Raw genomic sequence first — 24,043 nt, 5'->3', positions numbered from 1 at the left:
ACGTTATTCCTAACGTAAAAACGACGCCCCAGGCGTATCTTTCCGCCCAATCACCTGCCGCCATGCCAGAAGCTCCAACCATGCAGACAATAGCGACACGCGCCGGCGTTTCGCTCATGACCGTATCCCGCGCGCTCAAGAATCATCCGAGCATTCCGCCAGTGACGTGCGCCCGTATCCGGAAGATCGCGGACGAGCTCGGTTACCGGCCCAATCCGCTGGTTTCGGCCCTGATGGCCCAGTTGCGCAGTGCCAGGATGTCCAAGAGTGCGCCGACCCTTGCGTTCCTCACCAATCACGCCGAGGAGATTTTCGAGCGCTGGTCGTTTTTGGGGGAGCTCTACAAGGGCGCGGCGGACCGGGCGGCGGCTCTGGGCTACAAGCTGGAACGGTTTTCACTCGCGGAGTCGGGAATGACGCCGGCGCGGATGCGCGGCATGCTGCGCGCACGCGGCATCCCCGGTGTGATCCTCGATCCGTTGCCGCTGCATGCGCCGGAGCTGGAGTTCGACTGGTCGGGGTTTGCCTGCGCGTCCATCGGTTACTCCTACAAGAGCGTGTCGTTGCACCGGGCGGTGAACGATCATTTCCACGCGGTCAGCCTGGCGGTGGAGTCATTGACGGCGCGCGGTTACCAACGTATCGGGATGGCGATCCGGCATGAGGACAACGACCACTCGGAAAACCGTCTGGCCGGCGGTTTCATGTCGTTTTTTCCGCTGCTGCCCACGGTGAGGCGCATCCCGGTGTTTTTCTGGAGCGACGATCACGAGGAAGGGTTTGCCGAGTGGTTCCGGGAATGGGAGCCCGACGTGGTGCTCACGCTGCATCCGATCGTACGCGACTGGATGCGCGGCATGGGGCTGCGCGCTCCTGCCGACGTCGGGCTGGCCAGCCTCAACCTGCAAAGCAACCACGCGTGGTATTCCGGCATCAACCAGAACAACCTTCTGATCGGGAGCACCGCGGTGGAGCTCGTCATCGAGCAGATCCATCATAACGAGCACGGCGTGCCCAGGGAGCCCAAGACGGTGATGACACGAGGTTACTGGGTGGACGGCACGACGGCCCGCAAGGCGAAAGTCCGGAAACGGGCACGTTAGGGCTAACGTGAAAAAGGATTCGAGCGGAGGGAGCTGTCGGGAGATTCTCGATACCTCTTCACCCGTCTGCAACAACCCTGAATCCGATCCGATCATGAAACCCGAAAAAACCTGTCCTGCTTCGCGCGCCCTTGCCTCCGGCCTGCTGGCGTTTGCTCTTGCCGTAATGTCCCTTCCCCTCGGCGCGGCAACTAAAGTGTGGGATTTGTCAGACGATGCCGGCGCGCAGAACGGCGACGGAGTCTGGAATGAGACAAACGTGAACTGGACCGCCGACACCTCTGCCGGGACAGCGCGGACTGCCTGGACGAGCAATGCGGACGGCGCCATGTTTGGCGGCGGAGGCGGTAGTGGACCCGCCGGCACTCCCGCCGGGGATTTCACCGTGACCATCGACGGGGCGGGTGTGACCGCGGCCAGCGTCCGGCAATACCAAAACGCTTCAAGCGCGGTCGCCAATTACACGCTTTCAGGCGGCACCCTGACCCTCACCACTGCTGCGGGCGTGCGGGCCGACTCCGGCATCATGACCATAAATTCAAACATCGTGACGGCCGTGACCAATATGAATCTGGGAGCCGGCGAGTTGCTGGTGCTTGGAGGGGCAAACACTTTTGGCACTCAGATTTCGATCGGCAACGGCAGCAACTTGGGAGGCACCGTCAGGCTCACCAACGCAAATGCACTGGGCACCGGAACCAGCGTGCGGATTGTCGGGTATCAGGCAGGGACTACCGCGAGGACGCTCGATATCAATGGACTGACCATTTCCGGAAACTCCCTGACGGTGGTGGACGGCAATCGTTCCGAGAACCTCATCTCCTCCAGCACAGCATCCAACGCGATCTGGGCGGGCAACGTGGCCATCAGCAACGCCACCTCCACTCTCAACGCCGGGGCGACGCAAAGCGGGCGCACACTGGAAATCTCCGGAGTCATCTCCGGAGCCGGCAAGCTGGCGACCCTTGCGGACAGCGGCCTCCGGCTCACCGGTGCCAATACCTATCGTGGCAATACCACGATCGCCGCCAACTCCACCTTCGAGCTCGGCGACACCGGTTCGCTGACCTTCTATCTGACCGATGCCGCCAGCAATCAGGTGATCGGCGATGGAGAAGCCGCCTTCAACGGGACTTTCAACCTCGACGCCTCCGCCGTCACCACCGGGGACGGCTCCTGGCAAATCGTCGCCACCTCGCTGGCCTCGACCTATGGTGACAGCTTCACGCTTTCGATTCTCGGGGGCAGCTTCACGGAGACCGCCTCGGGTAGCGGTATCTGGACGAGGGGCAACTGGATGTTCAGCGAAGCGACCGGCATTCTCGTCAACTCTTATGCCATTCCCGAACCTGCCACCACGATCGCCTTGCTCGGTGGCGCTGTGCTTCTCGCGGCCGGCATGATCCGCAATCGCCGCCGCGGGGTCCGGGAAGCCTGATCCGTCCATTTGCCTGTTCCTCTCCAATATTTGCCGCCGCCATGTAATAAGGGTGGCGGCAAATTGTATCTGGTAATTAATGACAAACGAATCCGTCACCGGTCCCGCTCGTGAAGCTCGCATTTTCGGCCATGCGCGATGGATCTGGCCGGAAAATCATCAGTGGGATATCCGCAACGGCTACGCCCTGTTTCGCAAGGTCTTCGAATTGCCTGCGCGCTCCGTTTCCCTCCCGGAGCAGGCTCCGCTGTTTATCACGGCCGATCAGTCCTATCGCCTTTTCGTCAATGGTATCTTTGTCGCCCGCGGACCTGCGCGCGGCTATCAGGAGTCGTGGCCTTATGACGAAATCGACATCGCCGCGCATCTGCAACCCGGGCGCAACGTGATCGCCGTCCGCGCCTGGAATCCGGGCTTCGGCACCTTCCAGTATGTGAGCCAGGGTTTTGCCGGCCTGCTCGTCGCCGCCCGCTGGGAGGACGCGGGTGTCGTGATCGGCAGCGATACGACCTGGAAAACCATTCGCCAGCCCGGCGTCACACGCGACACCGTCACGTCCAGCATCCAGCTTTTCCCGCAGGAGCATATTGACCTGCGCAGTGCGCCTGTGTCTGCCGATGCCTCTGGAAACGCCGACTGGACTGCGCCCGATTTCGATGACGGCGACTGGCTCGTGCCCGAGGCGCTTCGCTGGAACTGCGCCCCCTGGTTTTCCCTGGAACCGCGCGGCATCCCGCAACTCGTGGAACGCTCCATCGTCCCGGCTGCACTGCTCGGCAGTAGCGAAGGGCTTTGCGCCACCGGTTATCCCGATGTGCGCGATGTCGTGGCCCTCCGGCGCGGCGAGGATCGTTCGCACAGGGTCAGCGAAATGCGCAAACCACAGGGGGAGGGGGGGGGAGGGGCGGGACGTTATCGCAGCTTCCTTTTCGATTTTGGCCGTACCGTTGTGGGCAGCCTCGTCCTGACGATCCGCGGCGCCGGCGGCGGCGAGATCATCGACACGCACCTCGGCGAGACGATCGATGCCGATACGCTCACCATCGACCAATACGACCCGACCTGGTGCCGGATGGCATTTGGCGACCGGCTTGTCTGCCGGGCCGGCGATTTCACGTATCGGTTTTTCCATCACTACGGTTTTCGTTATCTCGATCTCACGGTGCGCGACGCGCTGAGGGACGATCTGCAAATCGAAGTCAGCCTCGACTGGATCGGCTACCCGCTCGAAAGCCGCCGCGCAGGCCGCTTCCTCAGTTCCGACGCCACGCTTGACCGCATTTGGGAAGCCTGCGCCTGGACGCAGCAATGCTGTTCGCTCGATGCCTATGTGGACACGCCCTGGCGCGAACAGGCCCAGTGGTGGGGCGATGCGCGCGTGCAGGCCTGGAACACGTTTCATCTGGTTGACGATGCCCGCCTTTTCCGGCGCGGCATTGCCCAGATCGCGCACCAGACGACGCCCGACGGCCTCACCTACGGGCACGCCCCGACGATGGCTCATGGCTGCATCCTGCCCGATTTCACGCTCATCTGGTTTCTCACGCTGTGGGACTATTATTGGCAGACCGGTTCCACCGAGCCGCTGACCACGCATCGCGAAACCGTGCGGCGCGCTCTCGCCTATTTCCGGGAGCACACTGACTCGCGGACAGGTCTCCTCCGGCACGACGAACGTTTCTGGCTCTTCCTCGACTGGACGGAGCTGGGCAAGGAAGGCTCCCCCGCCGTTTATAATCTCTGGCTCCTCATCGCCCTCGAAAAACTGGCCATTCTCCACCGTCACGCCGGTTTGCCGGACGAGGCCGCGCCGCTCGACGCCTGGGCTGCCCGGCTTCGCCATGCCCTCCGCCCTCTGGTTACGGAGGAGGGTTTCCTTTGCGACGGTTTCGATACGGAAGGAATATCCGTATCCACCACCAGCCTGCACACGCAGACGCTCGCCCTTGTCGCCGGTCTGGAAGAGGTCGACGGGATCGACGAGCAGGCCATCCTGGAGAAAATCCTGCTCCCCTTCATTCGCGGCGAGCAGGAACGGCTCCCCGCTTCCGCTGCCAGGGCGATACCCTCCGCCTACTGGATCACTTACGTCTTCTCGCTGCTCATCGGCCGCGGTCACGGCGAAGAGGTGGTTGCGTTTATCAAGGACCGCTGGCTCCCGATGGCGGAGCACGGCACGACATGGGAGCTGTTTTCTCCACGGCGTGGCGAGGAGAGTCATTCGCATGCGTGGTCCGCACATCCGCTTTTTCATCTCATGCGGACGCTCGGCGGCATCACGCAGACTGCGCCCGCATGGCGGGAGATCGATTGGCATCCGGTTTTCCACGGCGACCACGCCGAGGTGGCGGTGCCCACGCCGCACGGTCTCATCCGCTCCACCTGGGAACGCGGCCTCAACGGCGACGCGGGCACGATCCGCGCCAGCCTGCTGCTACCGCCGGGCGTGGCCGCCCGCGTGCGCCTGCCAGGCGAAGAACTTCGTATTGTGACCGGTGAGTTTTCGTGTGTTTTTTCCGGGCTCCATGGGGCACATGGGGTTCATGATCTGGCGACTGCTGCTTATGAGTGAAGCCGGTCGCGGTGTCGCCGGGTGCGGGAGAGGGAGTGCTTTTCATCGGTTCCGTGAACGGAAAGTCAAAATTTACGTTAGGACTAACGTTGGAAAAGCATGGCCCTGCCGGTCGTCATCAAACACTTCTTTTCGGTCACCATGAAACCTGCCCTGCTCCCCCTTCTTGCTCTTCTCCTGTGCGCCGTTCCCGGCGCCTCCGCGAATTCCGCCGCCTCCGCCGGCACTTACACCGACCGCGACGGCAAGGCCCACGCGTGGCATGTCGACGAGAACAATACTCTCATCTGGGACGACGCCCCCTACATCCCGTTTGGAGCGATGATCATCCCGCGTTATCTTTATCGCACCACCGACGCCAATTTCGCACTCGATCGCCAGATGCTGGAAACCGCTCGCCAGCATGGCATCGAAGACATGTACCTGAACTCGGTCTGGAGTCGTCCGGTCGAACACACCCAGCGTCTCCTTGATCTTTTCGAGACGCTCGGTTTTCGCTATGGACTTCAGCTTGCCTCCACGAGCCAGACCTTCGAACCCGGTTACCTGATTTCCGCCGACCAGGGCCTCGTCCATTCCGAGACTCCCGGCAAGGTCGAGTTCAAACCCAAGGCCGCCGAAACGCTCAAGGACGACGAAACGTTGCAGGCCTGGTATGCCATCATCGGCACGGTGAGTGGCTCGCTTATCAAGACCGGTCGCATCGAGGGCGGCAAAGAGGGGTTCGCCGTCGAAATCAAAAACCGGCACCCCGGCGGCGTGGACGTGAAATTTGTCGTCCGCAGCGGAACCAAACGCTGGATCATGGAAAACCCCGCCCACCGGACCGAGTTTCTCAAACAACTCAAGCCCGGACCCAACTTCCGCTTTCTCATCGACCCCATTGCCAACGAATACGGCCCTCCACGTAATTTTCTGCCGACATCCGACGAATGGCGGGCGGCTTTTGTCGCATGGATGCAAGAGCGTTACGAAACGGTGCCGGCTCTGATTTCCGCGTGGGGTTTGCCTCCGGCATCACTCAATACTTTCGCCGAGGCGGCGCAACTCGTCCCTCTCGTCAGCGGAGAGGCGAAATCTTCGTGGTGGAACGCCGGATACGTGGTCAATGACTCGACCGGGAAAACGTTCGCCGTTGAAATGAGCCGCTCCCGCATGTGGCTCGACATGTGCGAGGTTCGCGAAGTCTTCCTGCGCCGCCGGGTGGCTTCCGTCACGGCTCATTTCCGGAGCGTCTTTGACGTGCCGATCGTGGCCAAGCGCCATGGGCAGTCCTCGCGTCTCTGGGTCAACGAACGCGGTACCCGCGGCATCGACGGCCTCGGCATGGAGGCCTACGGCACGGGCGAAGAGCTCGCTTATTTCAACGGTGCCGCCACCTGGGGCGAGGTCGCGCAGAATCCGCAACCGGTCTGGAGTCTGGTCACGGAAAGCAATCCGATCCACTGGCACGACAAGCACATCGTTTTCCGCAATCGTCAGCAGTTGCACGACGACATGAACCGCCTGCTGGAGATGGGGGCGAAGGGGGTTTTCATGTTCGGCATCGGCTTGCAGGCCGGCGTCGGCGACAACAACTGGACGGTCTTCGATCTCCAGCACGATCCTCGCCAGGAAGAGTGGCTGGCGACGTTCGGGCGCGCGGCGCGGGCCGATACCCGCTGGCTCGCGCACAAGCCGACGATGGCCTTCCTCTACCCTCCGCAGCCGAAGGATGCGCGCGCGTTTCTTTCCAGCGCACTGCCCGACTATGGCCTCACGGGTGACTGGCAGGGCTCGGTGGGCATTGCCAAATTCGGACGCAACCATTGGGCCGTGCCCGTCTCCGATCCCGAAGGCCTGCCCAATGTGATCCATAGCGCCACGCTGATGGACAGCCCGATCCTGATATGGGAGAAAAACCGCCTCGAAAAGACGGTTCCGGCCGCGCAGCGCGCTCTGGTTGAAAACCGGCTCAATCCGATACCCGTTCCCGCCGATGGCGGATGGGCTGACCGATTCGGCGAAGCGCCGGTCGATCCGGTAAAAATCACGATCCGTGAAATCGCTCCCGGCGTCGAAGCCGTCACCTGGACCGATGCAGCCGGCCAGACCACCGTACGTTTGCAGGCGACAGGGCCGAAGGCGGTGACCGTCCGGGTGAACCGGGGCGCGGTATCCGGCGCCAACGCCGGGAAACTGCTGATCCGCCAGCCGGGGGCTCCGGCGGAGGCGGCCGCGGAACCCGGCCGGTTCCCGTTAACCGCCACCCTGCCGCCGCTGGCCTTGACGCAGCGGGCCTTTCGCCTGGAAAACAGAGGGATCGGCCGGACGCGGGTCGATTTCAAGCGGGCCGTCGGCCCTGCGCCCGATTCACTGGAGATCGCGGGCTCCGGGCTGGATGACATCGCGGTGGACGTAGTCAAAGAGTAACTACACCCTGTTCCAGGGGCTCCGGCGGACGTCGGAGCTTCCGGAAACATATTTTCAACAGGCAGATATCAGCCGGGCTTCGGCTCCCGCCGCTCACACCGCCCGCAGGCGGCCGGAGGCGAGTTCGGTCAGGAAGCTGGCGTAGGTCTTCCCGATGCCGGTGCGCAGGTCGATGGCGGCGCGCCAGCCGAGACCGGCGAGGCGGGAAACATCCATGAGCTTGCGCGGGGTGCCGTCGGGTTTGGTCGGGTCCCAGGTGATCTTGCCCGCATAGCCGACAACCGAGGCGACGGTTTCGGTGAGCTCGCGGATGGTCACATCCACGCCGGTGCCGACGTTGATCCAGTCGGGCGGGTTATCGAGGCCGAGGAGGAAGGCGCAGGCGTCGGCGAGGTCGTCCACGTGCAGGAACTCGCGCATGGGTGTGCCCGTGCCCCAGGCCACGACCTCGGGCGCGCCGGCGGCCTTCGCTTCGTGAAAACGGCGGATGAGCGCGGGGAGGACGTGCGAGTTTTGCGGATGGTAGTTGTCGCCCGGTCCGTAGAGGTTGGTGGGCATCGCCGAATGGAAGAGCACGCCGTACTGTTTGCGGTAGTACTGGCAGAGTTTCAGTCCGGTGATCTTGGCGATGGCGTAGGCTTCGTTGGTCGGTTCGAGCGAGCCGGTGAGGAGGCAGTCCTCGGGCATCGGCTGCGGGGCGTGTTTGGGGTAGATGCAGGAACTGCCGAGGAAGAGCACGCGTTTTACGCCGGCCTTGTACGCGCCGTGAAGGGTGTTGGCGGCGATGGCGAGGTTGTCGTACAAAAACCCGGCCGGATATGTATTGTTGGCGTGGATACCGCCGACCTTGGCGGCGGCGATGATGGCGACGTCGGGTTTTTGTTCGGCGTAGAAGGCGTCGACGGCGGCCTGGCTGGTGAGATCGAGTTCGCGACGGGTGCGGACGACGATTTCGGCGCCGGCCTCGCGCGAGAAGCGCCGGACGAGCGCGCCGCCGACCATGCCGTGGTGACCTGCAATGTAGATTTTCATCGGGAAATTAAAAAGAGTCGTAGTCAGTTTTTAACCACAGATTGCACGGATTGGCACGGATCAAAATGCCCACGAAACACACGAAATGACACGAAAATCAATCCACCGGATTACACCCGGTGTTCCTGCTGCTTGTGATTTACACAAAGATCGCAGAGATCGCGAAGCTCCTGAAAAACAAACCTTTGCGCCCTTCGCGGTCTTTGTGTGAAAATCCGGAAGCTTTGAGTCGTTGGTCCCAAGTATTTTCTTTCGTGTCATTTCGTGTGTTTCGTGGGCCTCCTTTCCGCATCCTTATCCGTGGAAATCAGTGAAATCTGTGGTCCGGATAATTCTGTCTCCGGTGGGCGTTTACGGCCTCGGCAGTTTGGCGATCTGGGCTTCGCGCTTGGCGAGTTCGAGGTCGGCGTCGACCATGATCCTGACGAGTTCCTTGAAGCGGACCTTGGGCTCCCAGCCGAGTTGCTTGCGGGCCTTGGCAGGGTCGCCGATGAGGAGTTCAACCTCGGCGGGGCGTTCGTAACGGGGGTCGTACTTGACGTACTTTTCCCAGTCGAGGCCGAGCATGCCGAAAGACTCCTGGATGAACTCTTTCACCGTATGGGTCTCGTTGGTGGCCACGACGTAGTCGTCGGGTTTGTCCTGCTGGAGCATGAGCCACATCATCTCGACGTATTCTTTCGCGAAGCCCCAGTCGCGCTTGGCATCGAGGTTGCCCATGTAGAGCGCCTCCTGGAGGCCCATCTTGATGCGGGTGGCGGCGCGGGTGATCTTGCGGGTGACGAACGTCTCGCCGCGGCGCGGGGACTCGTGGTTGAAAAGAATGCCGTTGGAGGCGTGGAGATTGTAGGACTCGCGGTAGTTGACGGTGAGCCAGTAGGCGTAAACCTTGGCGCAACCGTAGGGCGAGCGCGGCCAGAAGGGCGTGACCTCGGTCTGCGGCACTTGTTGTACCTTGCCGAACATTTCGGAGGAGGAGGCCTGGTAGTAGCGGACTTTTTTGACGAGGCCGGCTTCGCGGATGGCTTCGAGGATGCGCTGGGCGCCGAGGCCGTCGACATCGCCGGTGTACTCGGGCACGTCGAAGGACACGCGGACGTGGGACTGCGCGCCGAGGTTGTAGATCTCGTCGGGCTTGAGATCGTAGAGCAGCTTCACCATCTGCACGGAATCGGTGAGGTCGCCGTAGTGGAGAAACATCTTCACGCCGTTGACGTGCGGGTCCTTGTAAAGGTGGTCGATGCGGTCGGTGTTGAACGTGGAGGCGCGGCGGATGATGCCGTGAACTTCGTAGCCTTTTTCGAGCAGGAGCTCGGCAAGATAGGAGCCGTCCTGGCCAGTGATGCCGGTGATGAGCGCTTTTTTCATGTTTTTTTAGTCGTGGCAGTGATGCGGAAACGGCCGATCCGGCCGACGCTCCGCAATCGGAAACGGCTGGACTTTGAGAAAGAACCGGGGATGGAGGAAGTTTTTATTAATGGATATTCTAAACCTTTTATCGGCGAACTTGCGCCGATACCGGTCTCTGCCAGACTGAGGCATGGTCGTAACGCTTTTGGCTGCGCAGTCGCTGGATGGGTGGATAACCCGGCATGGGAAGGGCGGGGATTCGTTCACGTCGGAGGACGATAAAATCCATTTTCGCCAATTTTTGCGTGAGTCCGACGCCTGCATTATGGGCCGGGTAACATGGGAGGCCTCGCGTGAACGGCTGCGGATCGAGGCACGGCCGGATTTGCGGCGCGTGGTGCTGACGCGAGAGCCGGGACGGCATGCGGCGGAGGCGCGTGTCGGCGTCGGCGTGGATGTCGTCGGGGAGGCGGGGCGAGCGCCGCTGGCCTTTACGGCGGAGGAACCGGCGGAGGTGGTGCGGCGGTTGCGGGAGGCGGGCCTGCAACGCTGCGCACTGCTCGGCGGGGGGCAGGTCTACGGGGCTTTTCTGGCGGCGGGGCTGGTGGACGAGATATCGGTGACGATCGAGCCACGGATTTTCGGCTCCGGCACCCCGCTGGCGTCAGGGCCGACACGCGGCGCAGACGGAGCCGGCGCAGTGGGCAGGGAGTTTTTGCTGGATGTGCGGCTGGAACTGGTGAAAGCGGCGCCGTTGGGCACGGGTACGAGCGGGGCGCTGGGCGTGGTTTACCGGGTGCGGCGGTGAGGATTCTCCGGCGTTTTTCAAGAAGGACTCACGGAGGTCCTTTCCTGACATTTTTTTTGGCGGACGTTTCGATGATCTTGAGGCTGGCGAGGTAGGATTTTTCGACATCGCTGAGTGTTCGCGCCTGATATTTCACATACTCGGATTTCGCTTTTTTGACGGCTTGCTCGTGACTGACGCTCCCCGCATCGGGCAGGAGACGTTCGCCGGTCGCCGTCAGAATCCTGTCGAGATGTTTTGCCCAGTCGCGCATTGTCATCGGCGCATGGCGTTCCGCCTGTCGTTCGGCAAAATCCAGATACCCGGATACAAGCTGCCCGAGCGCGCGCAATTCGGGCGAGGTCAGGTAATTTTTGGCAACTACCGCGTCCGCAAGGTGCGGTCTGTTTCCGGCGAACGACATCAGCCCCATGAAGTCTTTTTCCGCATCGGCGCGATTGTATATCACTTCGGCGGCTGTGTGCCCGTGGACGGCGTAATGGATCTTGTTCTGAACTTTTTTGAAGAAGGCAACGGATTCGTCGGCGTTCGGATCGTAGTCAATGCTGGTGGCATAGATGTCCAGAATCTGGCGATAAAAAACCTTTTCGCTGGCGCGGATGTCGCGGATGCGTTCAAGGAGTTCCTTCCAATAGCCACCGCCGCCGAGGTTTTTCATGCGGTCGTCGTCCATCGCAAAACCTTTTATGATGTATTCCCGCAATCGGACGGTGGCCCATTGGCGGAATCTGGTGGCGACCTTGGAATTGATACGGTAACCGAGCGAAATAATCATATCGAGGTTGTAGAACAGAACCTCGTAGCTTTTCCCGTCGGCGGCAGTCTGTAAGAATTTCTTACAAACTGAATTCTCGCGCAATTCGCCGTCTGAAAAGATGTTTTTGATGTGCATCGTCACATTCGGGCGGGAGGTGCCATAAAGTTCCGACAACTGTTGTTGGGACAGCCAGACGGTTTCTCCCTCGAAGCGGACGTTGACGCCGGTGTTGCCGTTCTTGTCCTGATAGAGAATGAACTGGCTGTCCGGCGGTGGGGATTCGTGGTCGTTCATAATCTGTCTTCCTGCGGGAGGAGGATTTTATCGTGCCTGATAAAAAGGATGCTCCGGGGCTGGAGATTCATAAAGTCTCCCCGAAGGTGTTGGCTTGGCGAATCGCATTTTCCGAATACCGGAAGTCGCCCTTTTCAGCCGGCGACACATGGGCGGGGATGTCACAGGGAATCGTCCCGATGCAACCGGCTGAGGTCTGCACGAGGAGGTTTTTTGGGGGGTTGATGATCTGGCGTGCGATGATGGGACCCCCGGCTTTTGCCTTGGAGACGGTGCGCGTTTTCATGGCGGCATAGCCATGCGGATGACCATGCGTGGGTCAAGCGGGGGAAGTTCAGTGGCGTTTACGGATAAGGAACCGGCGGAGGTGGTGCGGCGGTTGCGGGCGCAGTGGGCAGGGAGTGGTTTACCGGGTGCTGCGGTGAAGGGGCGGGCTAGTGGCTCCGGTGATCGGTACTCAGAGGTTTTCTCCAGAGGGGGTGGCCTTGGTGAAAGGCTTCTTCCGGGTCCTGGAAATCTGTATCAGGGTCTGCAAATGAAGAGCGGGTATTTTTGCGGATCCTTCGAATCTCCGATGCCCGGTGAGAACTGCAGCCACTGTTTGCGGCCAGCTCCGTCGTCATCATTGACGATGAAGCTGGCGCGCCATGATGCGCCGACGGGCAGCTTGTCGTAACCGAGCGAACGCCAGGGGAGAGTGAGCTTGTAGGTGGTAATCGTGCCGGTGCGTGTAACGTTGAAAACGGCCTGGCCGTCGAGATCACCTTTTCCGAGGCGAGTCCATTCGGGGGCGTTGAGCACCCATCCTTGGGAAAGACTTTCGTCGCGGAGGGCGAGTACGAGTTCGAGATGGTCTGTCTGCGAATCATTGGCCCGGAAGGCAAACTGCAGGCTGTCGGCCTGCCAGAGCGTGTCACGCTGGTTGGGCTGATGATGCGTCTGGTCGGTAACGCTGACCGTGAGGGTGAGCGCATCGGAGGTGACGCTCCACTGGCCGTTCGCGCTGAGGTCTTCGGAGCCTTTCCACTCCATGGCCGGATTGGCTTGGCCTTCATGGAGGTTGTGGATGTCGGAGCGTGTGCCAAGGGAGAACCCGGACGATTTTTCGAGAACAAGAATGCGGGCGACTTCGTAGGGCACGATCGCAGTGATCTCGCCAGCGATTTTGTCGGCTGTGAGCGTGATGCCCAGTTGCCCTCGTGAGAGGTTGGCCGCATTGGCCGGGATGGCAACAGGGAGCCGGAGTGACTGGTTTGCTCCCGGGGCGAGAATGACCGGTGCGAGCGACACACCGATGTCGAGCGCAGGGTTGTCTGCAGCGAGTTGTACGCGACAGGCGAGGGGAGCGGACGTCGGATTGTCGAGGCGGATGTCCAGTTCGGACGGCTCTCTGCCGGGAACGAGCGAGAGCAGATCGGGGAGGTGGAGAAGGGCTTTGGATTCGGGATAGGCGGGAGCGCCCTTCAGGTGAATGTAAACAGGGTTGTTGCCGAGATTGAGCACGGTTCCGTTGCCGAGGGGGGTGAGGTCGACAGGATTTCCCATGAGGTCAACCGCATCGGTGGCGTGAGTGTCGGGCCAGTGAAGCCAGACGGGGCTTTGCCGTCCTGCGCCTTCGCGCCAGATGACAAGAGTATGGGGGGCGTCGGCGTTTACGAGCGTGCTTCCAGGTGCGGGAGGCGCGGCATAGAGGTGTTGCCAGAGGCCATCGTTGACGGCGGGATCGAGAGGTGCGGGAGGGGGTGTGTAGCGAAGGTGGGCGGTTTCGGCGATGAGCCGGTTGTAAGCGGCGAAGGCCGGTTTGGGCAGGCAGTCGTAATCGGCAAGGCCATAAAACTGCGCGACGGCTCCGGCGTGGCGGTCTTTGGAGGAGTCGCGTGTAGTATAAACAAAGTACGCGGCGAGTCCCAAGGCTGGAGCGGTGGAGATTTTTTTAACGATGGTGCGGGCCTGTTCGGCTTCGTTAACGGGATCGATGGTATGATAGCCGCCTTCGTTCATCCATGAGGGAAGCGCGGCGACCTCTGCGCGGGCATGGTTTTTGTAGAGGGTCTCATGCTGTTTGTGACGGGCGATGAGCTGGCCGAAGGTGTTGTAGTCGTGCCAGGCGCGAGCGTGCCAGTGAGCGGGGTTGGCGGCGGTGATGAAATCTTCGACAAAACGGGGATTGGGCTGGCGCGAGACCATCGCGAGGCCGCCGTTCATGATGATGGCATCGGGATGGATGCGGGCGATCTCGGCGCTGGTGCGGTCGAAGAGTTCCACATATTGGGCGGTTGTGCTTTTCCAGAAGCCGATGTCGGGTTCGTTCCAGATTTCCCAGTAGCGGATGCGGTCTTTGTAGCGGCCGACGGTGGTGCGCACGTAGTCGAGCCAGGGCTCCATTTGCGGCATGGTGCGACGGGCGTCTCCGGAATTGGCGGCGGTGGTTGCCCACGGCACTCCGTAGTCGAGGATGGCCTGCATCTCGATACCGCGTGCGGTATAGTCTGCGAGCATCCGGTCGGCACGGGCAAAATCCCAAGGGGCCTCGGGGCCGGCCTTGACGCGGTGCCAGGAGGGTTCTTCACGGGCGATGTCCACACCGAGGGCATCCATGAGCGAGAGAGCCTTTTCCCGGATGGAGCCACCGAGCGTCATCGAGTGATCGGACAGGCCATAACGAAAGTAAGCACCCTTGCTCCTGGTTTCCGGAATGATGACAAGACGCGTACGGGCGCTGGCATTGGTCTGGCGTTGGCCGTCGACAGCCAACGTAATCTCCATCCAGCCGAGGAAGGGAGGCGAAAATCGGGCGCGGATGGTGTCGCCATCCGCGGAAACGGCGGCGAGCGGAACGGTGGTTGCGTTGCCGAGCCAGTCTTTGACGATGAAAGCGAGGTTGGGGAAGTCGGTTGCCGTCGAATCCGGCGCGGGCAGATCACGGATGATCACTCCTACAGATTCGCCTGGTCTGGCAACATGGATGCTACGATCGGGAAGTTCCAGTGTCGCAGCATTCAGGCAGTTGACGCCAAGCGCGACAGAAAGGGCGATGACAAGCCCGGCCTCCCTGGCGAGGCGAAACAGAATGAGAGTCATGACAGCAATGAAAATGTGAATACGCCGGGAACGGATGACAGGATAAACAACGCGCAGGCATGCAACCGGTTATTTGTCGAAAGCGGTTATGCGATTGGTCGTTTTGAATTTATCTTTGGTCAGTGCCTTGACGGAGCCATCGATATAGAGAACATTGACACTGCTTTCGCGATCATGGACGGGAGTGAGGGCGGCAGGGACGAAATCGAAAGCAATGGCCTGACCCGGATCGATGTTGTGGAGCAGCGCGCCTTGCGGGGCGTCGGTGTAGCGGGTAAAAGTGAAGTTATAATAGTAGTCGCCCCAGTTGACGTCGCTGTCCCACGCTCCGGATAACCGGGAGGGGCAGTCAAAAATGCGTGAGCGTTTGTCGCCCCGGACTTCTATGCCGGCGATGCCTCCGAGGTATCCATCGTATTGGAGTGCGCCCAGGCCGGCGGCACCGCGAGGATCACCGCTCGCATAGGTGTCCCACAACGTGCGCCCTTCGGTTGGATGACCGCGGGGAAGACGACCGGCTTTGTTATCGTTGGCGTAAGCGAGGAGACCGATGCCGATCTGGTGAAGGTTGCTGACGCATTGAGCCTTTTTGGCTTTTTCTCGTACGGTCCCGGTTACCGGAATCAGAATGGCGGCAAGAATGCCGATGATGGCGATAACGGTGAGCAATTCGATCAGGGTGAAGGCCTCCTTGTCATGAAGGCGGGCGGAGAGGGGGGGGATGGCGCAGGCCGGAGTCGGGGTGTTCATCTGTCGGAAGAGAGGAGGTTGATCAGTTTTGTGTTGAGACTTTCAGATCTGAAAGGAGAAGGACAATCTCGCCGTTGCGGGCGGTGGGAGACATGTCACTGCGGATAGAGACATTGCTGAAGCCGGGGCTTTCCTGATTCACCCAGGGAAGTTTGTTGGCGACGGGGCGATCGTCGATTTTCAGGCTGAAAGTGCGGGCGGCAGTGTCCACCTCCAGATGGAAGGATTGCCACCGGTTCGGGATGTATCTGCCGAGGGTGGTGACCTTTTTGCCATCGTGCAGTCCGATGCGGCCGCGTTCGAGGACGATGGTGGCGATAGCCTTGGCCCAGGCTCCGCCTATGTAGATGTCGGTGCGGTAATTGGCGGAAGACGCATCGGCGTCACTGGCAGGAGGCAGCGTTTTGTATTTGAATTCAACTACGACAGTGCCGGCGTCACCTGATTTCACAGGAGGCCAGTCGATGCGGACCGATGGACCCTGATTTGCATCTGGACCGGTATCACGAATGGCAAGCACGGACGAGGAGGTATCATCGTCGGTGATGATTTCGACAGAGCCGAAGAGATGGTCGACGGGTCCGCGCCATACGCCGAGTTTACCCTTGCCGGAGGGCGCGCCATTGAAAGCGCCCGGAGTTTTGCCGATGAAGGTTTCCTCGATGAGGATCCCGGTGCCGGCCGTCGCAGTAGTCGTGACAACGATTGGCAGAACAGCCAACATGGCGGATGCACAGCAGGTGAAAGCACGCGCGAGAATATTCGGGCGGGAGATTACGGGTTTCATGGCAAATCGAAAGAGGAGGGGAGTGGGCGGTCTGGATTGGGCGGGGCGGATGCGTGAACGGAACGAGTGGTTGGTGAAATATTATTTTCTGTTCAGTGCCGGTTTGTCCGACGCCGCCAGAGCAGCGCAGTAGCGAGACCGAGTCCGCCTGCAAGGAGAGCATAAGTGGAGGGTTCCGGCACTTGGGAAGGAGTGAGATTCAGGGTTATCTCGAAAGGGGATGCGCCCGGGCCACCTCGGCTCCATTGGGTGTTTTTTGCGGCAAATGTCGTGTTGGTGGCGGTGAAATTGACGACGTAATACACGATGCCGGATGTTTCCGTGAGGGTATAGGATTTGGTGGATGCCGAACTTTGCGGTGTACCTGTTGAGGCGATTACCCGGATTTGGGTTCCGGGGTCTGCCAGATCGGTTGTCCACAATGACTCACCCCGGATAGTACCGCTGCCGGTGTTATTGATGTAGAGGGAATCCTTGATAGAAAAATCGGTTATCGCGTAGCCCGTCTGCGAAAAATCGAACGCGATTATAAAAGACGCTGTTGTCTGCCCCTGCTCGGGAGTCACATAGCGGCGTTCGTTAGTCCCGGAGCTTTCGGTATTAGCTCCAAAGATGTTGGAGCTGGAATACAGCGCGTCCGAAAACTTGGCGTTATCGACGAGGTCGTCGAAGGAAATGCTGAAGGTATAGGAGTTGTTGGTTATGTCATCGGCGGTGATGACGAGTGCGCCATTGGCCAGTGAGGCGAAAGCCGCGCAGGAGGCGGCCAGAGCGAGGGTGATTTTGAACAGGTACATGACAGGATGGAGGAGGTTCGGGTTGGATGGTGGACGGACGAAAAAGGACGGGGGCAGATGGCGCGGTGCGGGAAGCGTTCAGGCTTTTGCAGGTTTCATGCGGACGTAGACACCCTTGCCCCGGGCGCCGCGGAGGAGGCCTTCGGCGATGAGGGTCTTGATTGCGCGGCGGACGGTGGGCTCGCTGACGTCGTTGCAGAGACGCGCGATGTCGCGGGCGGTCGGAATCATGTCGCCGGGAGCGTATTCGCCGGACGTGATCCAGCCGCGGATCAGGGTGTCCACCTGTTGGCGTGGAGGCAGCTCCGGTAGCGACGGGAGAGCGTGAGCGGGACGAAGACTGGCGGCGGCGGGCATCTGGCTGGTTTTCAGGTTTCCGAAACGGGGTTCGGGAGGAGTTGCCCGACACGCTGCATTCGCGTCCCGGAAAAGAAAAGCGCCGTGATGCTAGACACGTCCAGCAATGGATTGGTCTCCAATATCATATTTGATGCCGTTTTTTTTCGCATTCTTCCCGGAGAGATGAGCATCACAGCTTGCGTGCACGAGGCCGGTGCGGCATGTTTGCTGTCATTTTCAAACCATGTCCACTCGCGCCAAACAGCCCCGTCTTGCCAGAAAAGCCGCGCCCAGGGATGAGGTGCATATTCCCCTTTCGGAGTTCATCGATGAAGGTCTGAAAATCCGGCACCGCTTTATGGCTGAACCTGTCTTTGCCAAAACAGGCGTTGGTTTTATGCGTAGCGCCGGAGTGGCCGAGATCAGTGCCGCCAAAAAGACATCGCGACGGATTTCCCGCTCAAAAGGATGAGCGGTTACGAAAGGGGTTGGCTCGCCGGGCTTCCTTGGGAATCGGTGATCGCCATCAATGCGGCCCTCTGCGCGGAAGGGAATGCCCAGCATGGGTGTACGAGCGAAGGCGGGTATGAGGCAGCATCAACTGCATGGGAAAATGCGCGTAAGGCAGGCAGGATGCACTTCGCCGAGCTGGCGGTTCTTTGCAAGGAATGTCACCGCCTGTCTCCGTTTCTGTTCTACAACGGTAATACGTTCGTTGTTATCATTCGCAGGCTTTGCAGTGAATTGCCGCTCGGCGCTCCCGGGCAGGCCGCGGTGCGCCAGATCGCCGGTCATATGGTGGCGGGTGTTTTGCCGCCGGAGGAAGAGCGGCAGTTTATCCGGCGTCTGCGTTCGCGAAAATAGGCGTTGCGGGAGATTCCCATAGCCGGCGTGCGTGAAAAAATGATACGGCTGCCGTCCGTCGTCGAAAACCGGAAAACAGTCCTGCTTCCCCGCGCCGGGACCGACGGGGCAGCAGGCGTGGCGAAATCAGTCCTGCCAGGTGGCGAGCCGGTCGTTGATCCACGCGATCTCTTCCGGGAAAACCGTGTGGGCACTGCCGGGGAGGATGTGCCGGGTCACGCTGGCGCCGGACCACGCGAAGGTCTCCGCGCTCCGGTCGACGTAATCGGCCGGGATATGGTCGTCGTCCGCCGAGCAGGCGAGCAGGACCGGTGTCTGGAAAAGATTGACCGCAGGACGCGGCGTGTCGGGCGGGCCGATCAGGGCGCCGCTCAGTCCGGCGACAAACCCGTAGCGGCGCGGATGCCGGAGCGCATACTCGAGCGCGAGGCAGGCTCCTTGCGAAAATCCCGCCAGCCCGATCCGTTCGGTCGGGATGCCGGCGGCCAGCGTTTCGCCAACGAGGTGCTCGATGAGCGCGAGGGCGTCGGACAAAAAGGGTTCGTTGTCGGCAAGCGGAGCGAGAAACCGGTGCGGATACCAGGTGCCGTGCAGGGCCGAGGGCGCGAGAAACGCGACGCCTGCGGCCGTCAGCGAATCGGCGAGCCGGGCGATCTGGCGCCCCGAGGAGCCGCGTCCGTGGAGCAGGATGATCGCGCCGCGGGCACGCTCCGGTGAAGGACCGAAGCGAACCGTGGCGGAAATGTCATGGCGGTTCATGGGAGCGAGTGAAACGGGAGGGCGGGTGTGGTCAGACTACCTTCAGCTCGACGGGAATGTTGCCGCGAGTGGCGTGCGAGTACGGGCAAACCACATGGGCCTGCTCGACGAGTTTTTCGACCGTGGCGCGTTCGACGCCCGGCACGCTGATGGCGAGCGAGACTTCGAGGCCGAAACCCTGGCCATCGTCACGCGGACCGATGCCGACCGTGGCGGTGACGCGGGCTTCGGGCGGGATGCGGGTGCCGGCCTTGCCGGCGACAAACTTGAGCGCACCGAGGAAGCAGGCCGAATAGCCGGAAGCGAAGAGTTGCTCGGGATTGGTGCCCGGGCCGCCGTCGCCGCCAAGTTCGCGGGGAGAGGAGAGTTTGACGGAGAGACGTCCGTCGGTCGTGGCGGCCTGGCCTTCGCGGCCGCCGGTGGCGGAGGATTCGGTTTTGTAGAGGATTTTCATGACGTGTGTGTGATGGAATCGGGTTGTCGGGATCGGATACGGGAATGGAAACGCAGTCGCCCGGTCAGCGGGCCGCGGGAGAGACAGACTTTTTCCGGGCTGCCTCGATGGGAGGCAGGGCTTGCCGGATGGCTTCGCGGGCATGTTCGAATTGCGGCGGAAGCCGGAGAGTCGTCCCCAGTGAATCGATAGACTCGTCGATAGCAAATCCGGGAACGTCGGTGGCGATCTCGAAGAGGATGCCGCCGTGTTCGCGGTAGTAGACGGAACGGAAATACTGGCGGTCGCGCACGGGCGACACCTGGTAGCCGGCGGCGTGGAGTCGCGCCTGGAGAGCGAGTTCGGTCTCGTCGTCGGGCGCGCGCCAGGCGATGTGATGGATCGTGCCCACCCCGCCGGCGCCTGCCGGCGCGGCAGGCGCGTCGATGACATCGGCGTAGTGGCCGGGACCGCCGGAGCCGGATTCGTAGCGGGCGCGGGCGCCTTCCCGGCGTACGAGCCGGTAGCCCATCTCGCCAATCAAGAGCTTTTCGGTGGGCCGGGCATCGCGGACGGTGAGCTCGGCGGTGTGCAGGCCGCGCAAGGCGCGCTCCGGCGGGATGTCGCTGCCGCGGTCGCTCCAGCCTGTGCGGGTGTCGCCATCGACGGCGACGATTTCAACCGGGATGCCGTCGGGATCGGCGAAGGCGAGCACCTCTTCGCCGAAACGCGTGCGGCGCCGGGCGGCGATGCGATGGGCTTGCAACCGCTCCTGCCACCAGGCGAGCGCGGTGGCCGGAGCCGAGAAAACGAGCGCGGTGGTTTGCCCTGCGCCCACGCGACCGCGCACGGCGAGGTCGGGCCAGAAAAAGAAAGTGACGATGCTGCCGGGCGAGCCGGTTTCGTCGCCGTAGTAGAGATGCCAGGCGGACGGATCGTCGAAGTTGACGGTCTTCTTGACGAGACGCAGGCCGAGCAGGCCGGTGTAGAAATCCACATTGGTTTGCGGGTCTCCGGCGATGGCGGTGACGTGATGGATGCCGGTGGTGGTGTGTGGTGCGGGTGTGTTCATGACGGGTGGTCGGATCGTGATTTTCCGGATCGGGCTGATGAATGAAGGTCCTCACGATACCACCGGCGGCAGGGAACGCCTACTGCGCGGGATGGCTTGCCGTAATGCGGAGGGCGCATATCCTGCCGCCCTTTGTGAATCTCGACCTTTTCCGCTCGTTCATCTCCATCGCGGAGCACGGCAGCCTGAACAAGGCGGCCGAGCGGCTGCGCGTCTCCCAGTCGACGCTGACCCGCCAGATGCAGGCGCTGGAGCACCACATCGGCGGGCGGCTGCTGGAACGCAGCCCCGGCGGCGTGGCGCTCACGGCGACCGGCCACGTCGTGCTGGACGGGATACGCCCGCTGCTGGAGCGGGTCGACCGCGTGGTGGACGAGGCGCGGATGCTGGCCCGCGGGCAGAGCGCGAGTCTGCGGATCGGTTATCTGATGTCGGCGGCGCCGGAGTTTCTGAACCCGGCGCTGGCGACGCTGCGCAAGGAGCATCCGGAGGTGAAGGTGATGTTGCGCGATCTGTCCCCGGGCGAGCAGATCGAGGCGCTGCGCAAGGGCGAGATCGACGTCGCGCTGACGGGCAATGTGGGGACGTTTCTGTCGCGGGAGTTTTATGTGCGCCGGCTGGCCGTGCTGCCAGTGCTGGTGGCGCTGGCGGAGCAGCATCCGCTGGCGGCCGGTTCATCGCCGGTGCGTCTGAAGGATCTGCGGGAGGAGCTTTTTGTCGGAGCGCCGGACAAGGATTTGCCGGGGCACAACCAGTGGATTGTGCAGTTGTGCCGGCGGGCGGGTTTCCGGCCGCGCTTTTTGCAGGATGTGGACAGCCTGGTTCACGGGCTGGCGACGGTGGTCACGGAGGGCGCGGTGGCGTTCACGCCGGGGTTCGCGAAGGAAACGCGGGTGCCGGGCGTGGTATTTCGTCCGCTGGCGGATGCGTCGGCCAAGTGGGACCTGGTGGTGGCCTGGCAGCGGGGGAGGATCGGCGTGCCGGTGAAGGCGTTGCTGGAAGCGTTTCCGAAAGGCTGACGGTTGGCGGGCGGGGGGGGGCCGCTAATCTGCGCTGATCTTCGCTAATTCGATCCCGGAAAACCTGGGTTGCGGCGTAGTTGTATCAGGGAATCCATGATTGAAGAATGGGAGGTTCTAAAAATTCATTTTTGAACAGAAGGAAACAAAGGTAACGAAGGGAAAATGAAGAAGGCCATGAATTATACCAAAGCCTTCAGATTTTTACACCAAGGCCGCAAAGAGCGCAAAGGATTGCCAGTTACCTTCTTCGCGTCCTTTGCGGCCTTTGTGTGAAATCAAAAACATTTGGGCGTCTGCTTCCCTGGTTGTTCTTCGTTCTCTTTGTTGCCTTCTGTTCAATTTTTGGAACCTCCCGAATGCAGCGCGGTTGTCGGTCTCTCCCGGTTCGATTTTAGCGTTCTTCAGCGTACTTTAGCGGTTCCCGATCTTCTGAATCCGGATACAGTAACCGTCCGGGGAAGAAGCGGTTTCCATCGCGTGCCGCGACGATCGAGGATCGGGATTAGCGCAAATTAGCGAAGATGAGCGGTTCCCAACAGTAAAAGGCTGAAAGGCTGAAAAGAAAACGGATGCCTGCGAACTTACGTTCGCAGCTACGGAGAAGCGGCATTCCTGCCGCTGCAGACACGTGTAATTTCCTGAACGTCCCTTGTTACCTGGCCAGACGTTCCCGGAGGACTTCGATGAGGGCGTCGAGGCTGGGCTTCGCCGGTGAAAAATCCACGGCGATGCCGGCTTCGCGCATCGTCTGGCTGGTGAGTTCGCCGATGCTGCCGGCAAGCGGGCGCTGCGCGTCGGGCGCGAGTTGCAGCGAGGCGGATTGTTTTACGAAAGACTGCACCGCGGAGGAACTGGCGAAGAGGATGGCATCGGCCCCGCGCTGGCGAAAATCATCGGCCACGGGATCGTCGGTCAAGTCGGTGCGCTCGGTCTTGTAGAGAGGAAGGCGGTCGACGATGGCGCTGGCGGCTTCGAGCTTTTTGACCAGGGCGTCGCGGTTGAGGTTGCCGGTGACGACGATGACCTTGGCGCTGTCGAGGCTGCCGGTCTCGACGAGCGCATCGGCGAGCGATTCGCCGGTGGCGGAATCGGGCATGCACTCGACCTTGATGTGGTGTTTTTCGATCTCGCGCGCCGTGGCCTTGCCGATGCAGGCGAAGCGGAGCAGCCCGAGGGCGCGGATGTCGTCAAAACCCTTGAAAAACTCCTCGAAGAAAAAACGCACGCCGTTGGCGCTGGTGAACACGATCCAGTCGTAGTGGCCGAGTTCGGCGAGGATTTCGACGAGGGAGTGCTTGTCGACGTCCTTGCTCACGGTGATGAGCGGGAGTTCGAGCACTTCGGCGCCGAGGAGTTCGAGTTTCTCGCGCAGTTCGCTGTTCTGGTCGCGGGTGCGCGTGATGGCGATGCGGCGGCCGAAGAGCGGGAGTTTTTCGAACCAGTCGATGGCCTCGTGCTGGCGGACGGTTTCGCCGACAAAAATAATGGCGGGCGAGCTCAGGCCGGCCTCTTCCACGCGGTCGGCGAGGGTGGCGGCCGTGGCGGCGACACTGCGCTGGCGTCCGAGCGAAGCCCACTGGACGACGGCCGCGGGCGTGTCGGGAGCGAGTCCGCCGGCAACCAGTTCCTGCATGATATGGCGGAGATGGCCCATGCCCATGTAGATGGCGAGGGTGGTGTTTTTGAGCGAGCCGTAGGAACGCCAGTCGAGGAGGAGTTCTCCCTTGGTCGGGTCCTCGTGACCGGTGAGGAGCAGGGCGGCGGAATTGGTGTTGCGGTGGGTGAGCGGGATGCCGGCGTAGGCGCCGGCGGCGAGCGCGGCGGTGACGCCGGGCACGATTTCGAACGGGATGCCGTTGCGCGCGAGCGTGCGGGCTTCCTCGCCGCCGCGGCCGAAAACGAAAGGATCGCCGCCCTTGAGCCGCACCACGTGGCGGCCGGCGCGGGCGTGCTCGACGAGGATTTCCTCGATCTGCTCCTGCGGCACGGAATGAAAACCGGCTTTCTTGCCCACGTAGATGATCCGGCATTCGGGGCGGCACCATTTTACGAGCTCGGGATGGACGAGATAATCGTAGACAAGAACATCGGCCGCGGCAATGAGCTCCCGGGCGCGAAAGGTGACGAGGCCGAGGTCGCCGGGGCCGGCGCCGACAAGGTAGACGATGCCGGTGGTGCTGTCGCCGGCGGCGACGGTGGTGGCGGTGCGGTTGCCAGTGGGTGCGGACATGGATGCGGTGCGTGACAGTGTGGTCGGTCGAAGTCGAAAAGATGCACCACGAAGGGAGGAAAGGCACAATGCAAGCAGGAGTTTTCTGTGTGCGGGTTTTTGCCGGGAAGGGATGCGGTCGCGCCCGGAGAAGATTTCGCCCG

The 24,043-nt window shown here is 61.6% G+C and carries 21 protein-coding genes; 8 read left to right on the top strand and 13 right to left on the bottom strand.

Annotation, left to right across the window (positions count from 1 at the left end):
* Positions 1–62 precede the first annotated feature (62 nt).
* From OPIT5_02210 to OPIT5_02195, 4 genes are all read left to right on the top strand, one after another.
* Entirely contained in the window at positions 63–1,103 is a 1,041-nt protein-coding gene (locus OPIT5_02210) for a LacI family transcriptional regulator (protein ID AHF89245.1), read from the top strand.
* A gap of 94 nt (positions 1,104–1,197) precedes the next feature.
* Positions 1,198–2,541 carry an anchor protein gene (locus OPIT5_02205; GenBank protein ID AHF89244.1) on the top strand — a complete coding sequence of 448 codons (1,344 nt, stop codon included), beginning with the start codon at positions 1,198–1,200 and terminating at the stop codon, positions 2,539–2,541.
* A gap of 79 nt (positions 2,542–2,620) precedes the next feature.
* Positions 2,621–5,113 carry an alpha-L-rhamnosidase gene (locus OPIT5_02200; protein ID AHF89243.1) on the top strand — a complete coding sequence of 831 codons (2,493 nt, stop codon included), beginning with the start codon at positions 2,621–2,623 and terminating at the stop codon, positions 5,111–5,113.
* Positions 5,114–5,254: 141 nt separating this feature from the next.
* The gene (locus tag OPIT5_02195; protein ID AHF89242.1) at positions 5,255–7,525 is read left to right on the top strand and encodes a hypothetical protein; all 2,271 of its coding nucleotides are present in this window, start codon (positions 5,255–5,257) and stop codon (positions 7,523–7,525) included.
* 93 nt (positions 7,526–7,618) lie between these two features.
* On the opposite strand, the gene OPIT5_02190 is transcribed toward OPIT5_02195, so the two are convergent.
* Both OPIT5_02190 and OPIT5_02185 read right to left on the bottom strand, forming a co-directional pair.
* Entirely contained in the window at positions 7,619–8,557 is a 939-nt protein-coding gene (locus OPIT5_02190; protein ID AHF89241.1) for a GDP-fucose synthetase, read from the bottom strand.
* Positions 8,558–8,908: 351 nt separating this feature from the next.
* A complete protein-coding gene (locus OPIT5_02185) occupies positions 8,909–9,925 on the bottom strand; it encodes a GDP-mannose 4,6-dehydratase (GenBank protein AHF89240.1) in 1,017 nt (338 codons plus the stop codon).
* A gap of 172 nt (positions 9,926–10,097) precedes the next feature.
* On the opposite strand from OPIT5_02185, the gene OPIT5_02180 reads away from it, so the two are divergent.
* Positions 10,098–10,715, top strand: a complete 618-nt coding sequence (locus OPIT5_02180) for a deaminase (protein ID AHF89239.1) — start codon at positions 10,098–10,100, stop codon at positions 10,713–10,715.
* Between the two features lie 28 nt (positions 10,716–10,743).
* Here the strand turns inward: OPIT5_02180 and OPIT5_02175 are convergent, their stop codons facing one another.
* From OPIT5_02175 to OPIT5_02145, 7 genes are all read right to left on the bottom strand, one after another.
* On the bottom strand, positions 10,744–11,766 hold the full coding sequence (locus OPIT5_02175) for a toxin Fic (protein AHF89238.1): 1,023 nt from the start codon (positions 11,764–11,766) through the stop codon (positions 10,744–10,746).
* Positions 11,767–11,833: 67 nt separating this feature from the next.
* Complete coding sequence (locus tag OPIT5_02170; GenBank protein AHF93989.1) at positions 11,834–12,052, bottom strand: hypothetical protein; 219 nt, start codon at positions 12,050–12,052, stop codon at positions 11,834–11,836.
* A gap of 236 nt (positions 12,053–12,288) precedes the next feature.
* Positions 12,289–14,847: a hypothetical protein gene (locus OPIT5_02165; protein AHF93988.1), complete on the bottom strand. Its 2,559-nt coding sequence runs from the start codon at positions 14,845–14,847 to the stop codon at positions 12,289–12,291.
* 69 nt (positions 14,848–14,916) lie between these two features.
* Positions 14,917–15,597, bottom strand: coding sequence for an N-terminal cleavage protein (locus OPIT5_02160; GenBank protein ID AHF89237.1), 681 nt, complete (start codon positions 15,595–15,597; stop codon positions 14,917–14,919).
* Positions 15,598–15,619: 22 nt separating this feature from the next.
* The gene (locus OPIT5_02155; protein AHF93987.1) at positions 15,620–16,321 is read right to left on the bottom strand and encodes a hypothetical protein; all 702 of its coding nucleotides are present in this window, start codon (positions 16,319–16,321) and stop codon (positions 15,620–15,622) included.
* A gap of 155 nt (positions 16,322–16,476) precedes the next feature.
* Positions 16,477–17,181, bottom strand: coding sequence for a hypothetical protein (locus OPIT5_02150; GenBank protein AHF93986.1), 705 nt, complete (start codon positions 17,179–17,181; stop codon positions 16,477–16,479).
* Positions 17,182–17,259: 78 nt separating this feature from the next.
* Positions 17,260–17,538 (bottom strand): GntR family transcriptional regulator, encoded by a 279-nt coding sequence (locus OPIT5_02145; GenBank protein ID AHF89236.1) that lies wholly within the window; start codon positions 17,536–17,538, stop codon positions 17,260–17,262.
* Positions 17,539–17,764: 226 nt separating this feature from the next.
* On the opposite strand from OPIT5_02145, the gene OPIT5_02140 reads away from it, so the two are divergent.
* Both OPIT5_02140 and OPIT5_02135 read left to right on the top strand, forming a co-directional pair.
* On the top strand, positions 17,765–17,992 hold the full coding sequence (locus OPIT5_02140; GenBank protein AHF93985.1) for a hypothetical protein: 228 nt from the start codon (positions 17,765–17,767) through the stop codon (positions 17,990–17,992).
* A complete protein-coding gene (locus tag OPIT5_02135) occupies positions 17,989–18,384 on the top strand; it encodes a hypothetical protein (protein ID AHF93984.1) in 396 nt (131 codons plus the stop codon). The genes OPIT5_02140 and OPIT5_02135 overlap by 4 nt, the downstream gene beginning before the upstream one ends.
* A 126-nt stretch (positions 18,385–18,510) precedes the next feature.
* Here OPIT5_02135 and OPIT5_02130 read toward each other — a convergent pair whose 3' ends face one another.
* The 3 genes from OPIT5_02130 to OPIT5_02120 form a co-directional block, all read right to left on the bottom strand.
* Positions 18,511–19,143, bottom strand: a complete 633-nt coding sequence (locus tag OPIT5_02130; protein AHF89235.1) for a phospholipase — start codon at positions 19,141–19,143, stop codon at positions 18,511–18,513.
* 31 nt (positions 19,144–19,174) lie between these two features.
* Positions 19,175–19,597 (bottom strand): Organic hydroperoxide resistance protein, encoded by a 423-nt coding sequence (locus OPIT5_02125; protein AHF89234.1) that lies wholly within the window; start codon positions 19,595–19,597, stop codon positions 19,175–19,177.
* Positions 19,598–19,661: 64 nt separating this feature from the next.
* Positions 19,662–20,648, bottom strand: coding sequence for a diguanylate cyclase (locus OPIT5_02120; protein ID AHF89233.1), 987 nt, complete (start codon positions 20,646–20,648; stop codon positions 19,662–19,664).
* A 41-nt stretch (positions 20,649–20,689) separates the two neighbouring features.
* Between OPIT5_02120 and OPIT5_02115 the strand changes: the two genes are divergently transcribed.
* Positions 20,690–21,667 (top strand): LysR family transcriptional regulator, encoded by a 978-nt coding sequence (locus OPIT5_02115; GenBank protein AHF89232.1) that lies wholly within the window; start codon positions 20,690–20,692, stop codon positions 21,665–21,667.
* Positions 21,668–22,322: 655 nt separating this feature from the next.
* On the opposite strand, the gene OPIT5_02110 is transcribed toward OPIT5_02115, so the two are convergent.
* On the bottom strand, positions 22,323–23,900 hold the full coding sequence (locus OPIT5_02110; protein ID AHF89231.1) for a uroporphyrin-III C-methyltransferase: 1,578 nt from the start codon (positions 23,898–23,900) through the stop codon (positions 22,323–22,325).
* Positions 23,901–24,043 lie beyond the last annotated feature (143 nt).

The sequence above is a fragment of the Opitutaceae bacterium TAV5 genome (genome assembly GCA_000242935.3).
Lineage (GTDB): Bacteria > Verrucomicrobiota > Verrucomicrobiia > Opitutales > Opitutaceae > Geminisphaera.
The sequence above is the reverse complement of the archived record's forward strand: the minus strand, read 5'-3'. Positions and strand labels throughout refer to the sequence as shown.

Bases quoted from the DNA above. Each gene is read 5' to 3' on its own strand.
- OPIT5_02210 (AHF89245.1), top strand. From the start codon at position 63: ATGCCAGAAGCTCCAACCATGCAGACAATAGCGACACGCGCCGGCGTT.
- OPIT5_02205 (AHF89244.1), top strand. From the start codon at position 1,198: ATGAAACCCGAAAAAACCTGTCCTGCTTCGCGCGCCCTTGCCTCCGGC.
- OPIT5_02200 (AHF89243.1), top strand. From the start codon at position 2,621: ATGACAAACGAATCCGTCACCGGTCCCGCTCGTGAAGCTCGCATTTTC.
- OPIT5_02195 (AHF89242.1), top strand. From the start codon at position 5,255: ATGAAACCTGCCCTGCTCCCCCTTCTTGCTCTTCTCCTGTGCGCCGTT.
- OPIT5_02190 (AHF89241.1), bottom strand. From the start codon at position 8,557: ATGAAAATCTACATTGCAGGTCACCACGGCATGGTCGGCGGCGCGCTC.
- OPIT5_02185 (AHF89240.1), bottom strand. From the start codon at position 9,925: ATGAAAAAAGCGCTCATCACCGGCATCACTGGCCAGGACGGCTCCTAT.
- OPIT5_02180 (AHF89239.1), top strand. From the start codon at position 10,098: ATGGTCGTAACGCTTTTGGCTGCGCAGTCGCTGGATGGGTGGATAACC.
- OPIT5_02175 (AHF89238.1), bottom strand. From the start codon at position 11,766: ATGAACGACCACGAATCCCCACCGCCGGACAGCCAGTTCATTCTCTAT.
- OPIT5_02170 (AHF93989.1), bottom strand. From the start codon at position 12,052: ATGAAAACGCGCACCGTCTCCAAGGCAAAAGCCGGGGGTCCCATCATC.
- OPIT5_02165 (AHF93988.1), bottom strand. From the start codon at position 14,847: ATGACTCTCATTCTGTTTCGCCTCGCCAGGGAGGCCGGGCTTGTCATC.
- OPIT5_02160 (AHF89237.1), bottom strand. From the start codon at position 15,597: ATGAACACCCCGACTCCGGCCTGCGCCATCCCCCCCCTCTCCGCCCGC.
- OPIT5_02155 (AHF93987.1), bottom strand. From the start codon at position 16,321: ATGTTGGCTGTTCTGCCAATCGTTGTCACGACTACTGCGACGGCCGGC.
- OPIT5_02150 (AHF93986.1), bottom strand. From the start codon at position 17,181: ATGTACCTGTTCAAAATCACCCTCGCTCTGGCCGCCTCCTGCGCGGCT.
- OPIT5_02145 (AHF89236.1), bottom strand. From the start codon at position 17,538: ATGCCCGCCGCCGCCAGTCTTCGTCCCGCTCACGCTCTCCCGTCGCTA.
- OPIT5_02140 (AHF93985.1), top strand. From the start codon at position 17,765: ATGTCCACTCGCGCCAAACAGCCCCGTCTTGCCAGAAAAGCCGCGCCC.
- OPIT5_02135 (AHF93984.1), top strand. From the start codon at position 17,989: ATGAGCGGTTACGAAAGGGGTTGGCTCGCCGGGCTTCCTTGGGAATCG.
- OPIT5_02130 (AHF89235.1), bottom strand. From the start codon at position 19,143: ATGAACCGCCATGACATTTCCGCCACGGTTCGCTTCGGTCCTTCACCG.
- OPIT5_02125 (AHF89234.1), bottom strand. From the start codon at position 19,597: ATGAAAATCCTCTACAAAACCGAATCCTCCGCCACCGGCGGCCGCGAA.
- OPIT5_02120 (AHF89233.1), bottom strand. From the start codon at position 20,648: ATGAACACACCCGCACCACACACCACCACCGGCATCCATCACGTCACC.
- OPIT5_02115 (AHF89232.1), top strand. From the start codon at position 20,690: ATGAAGGTCCTCACGATACCACCGGCGGCAGGGAACGCCTACTGCGCG.
- OPIT5_02110 (AHF89231.1), bottom strand. From the start codon at position 23,900: ATGTCCGCACCCACTGGCAACCGCACCGCCACCACCGTCGCCGCCGGC.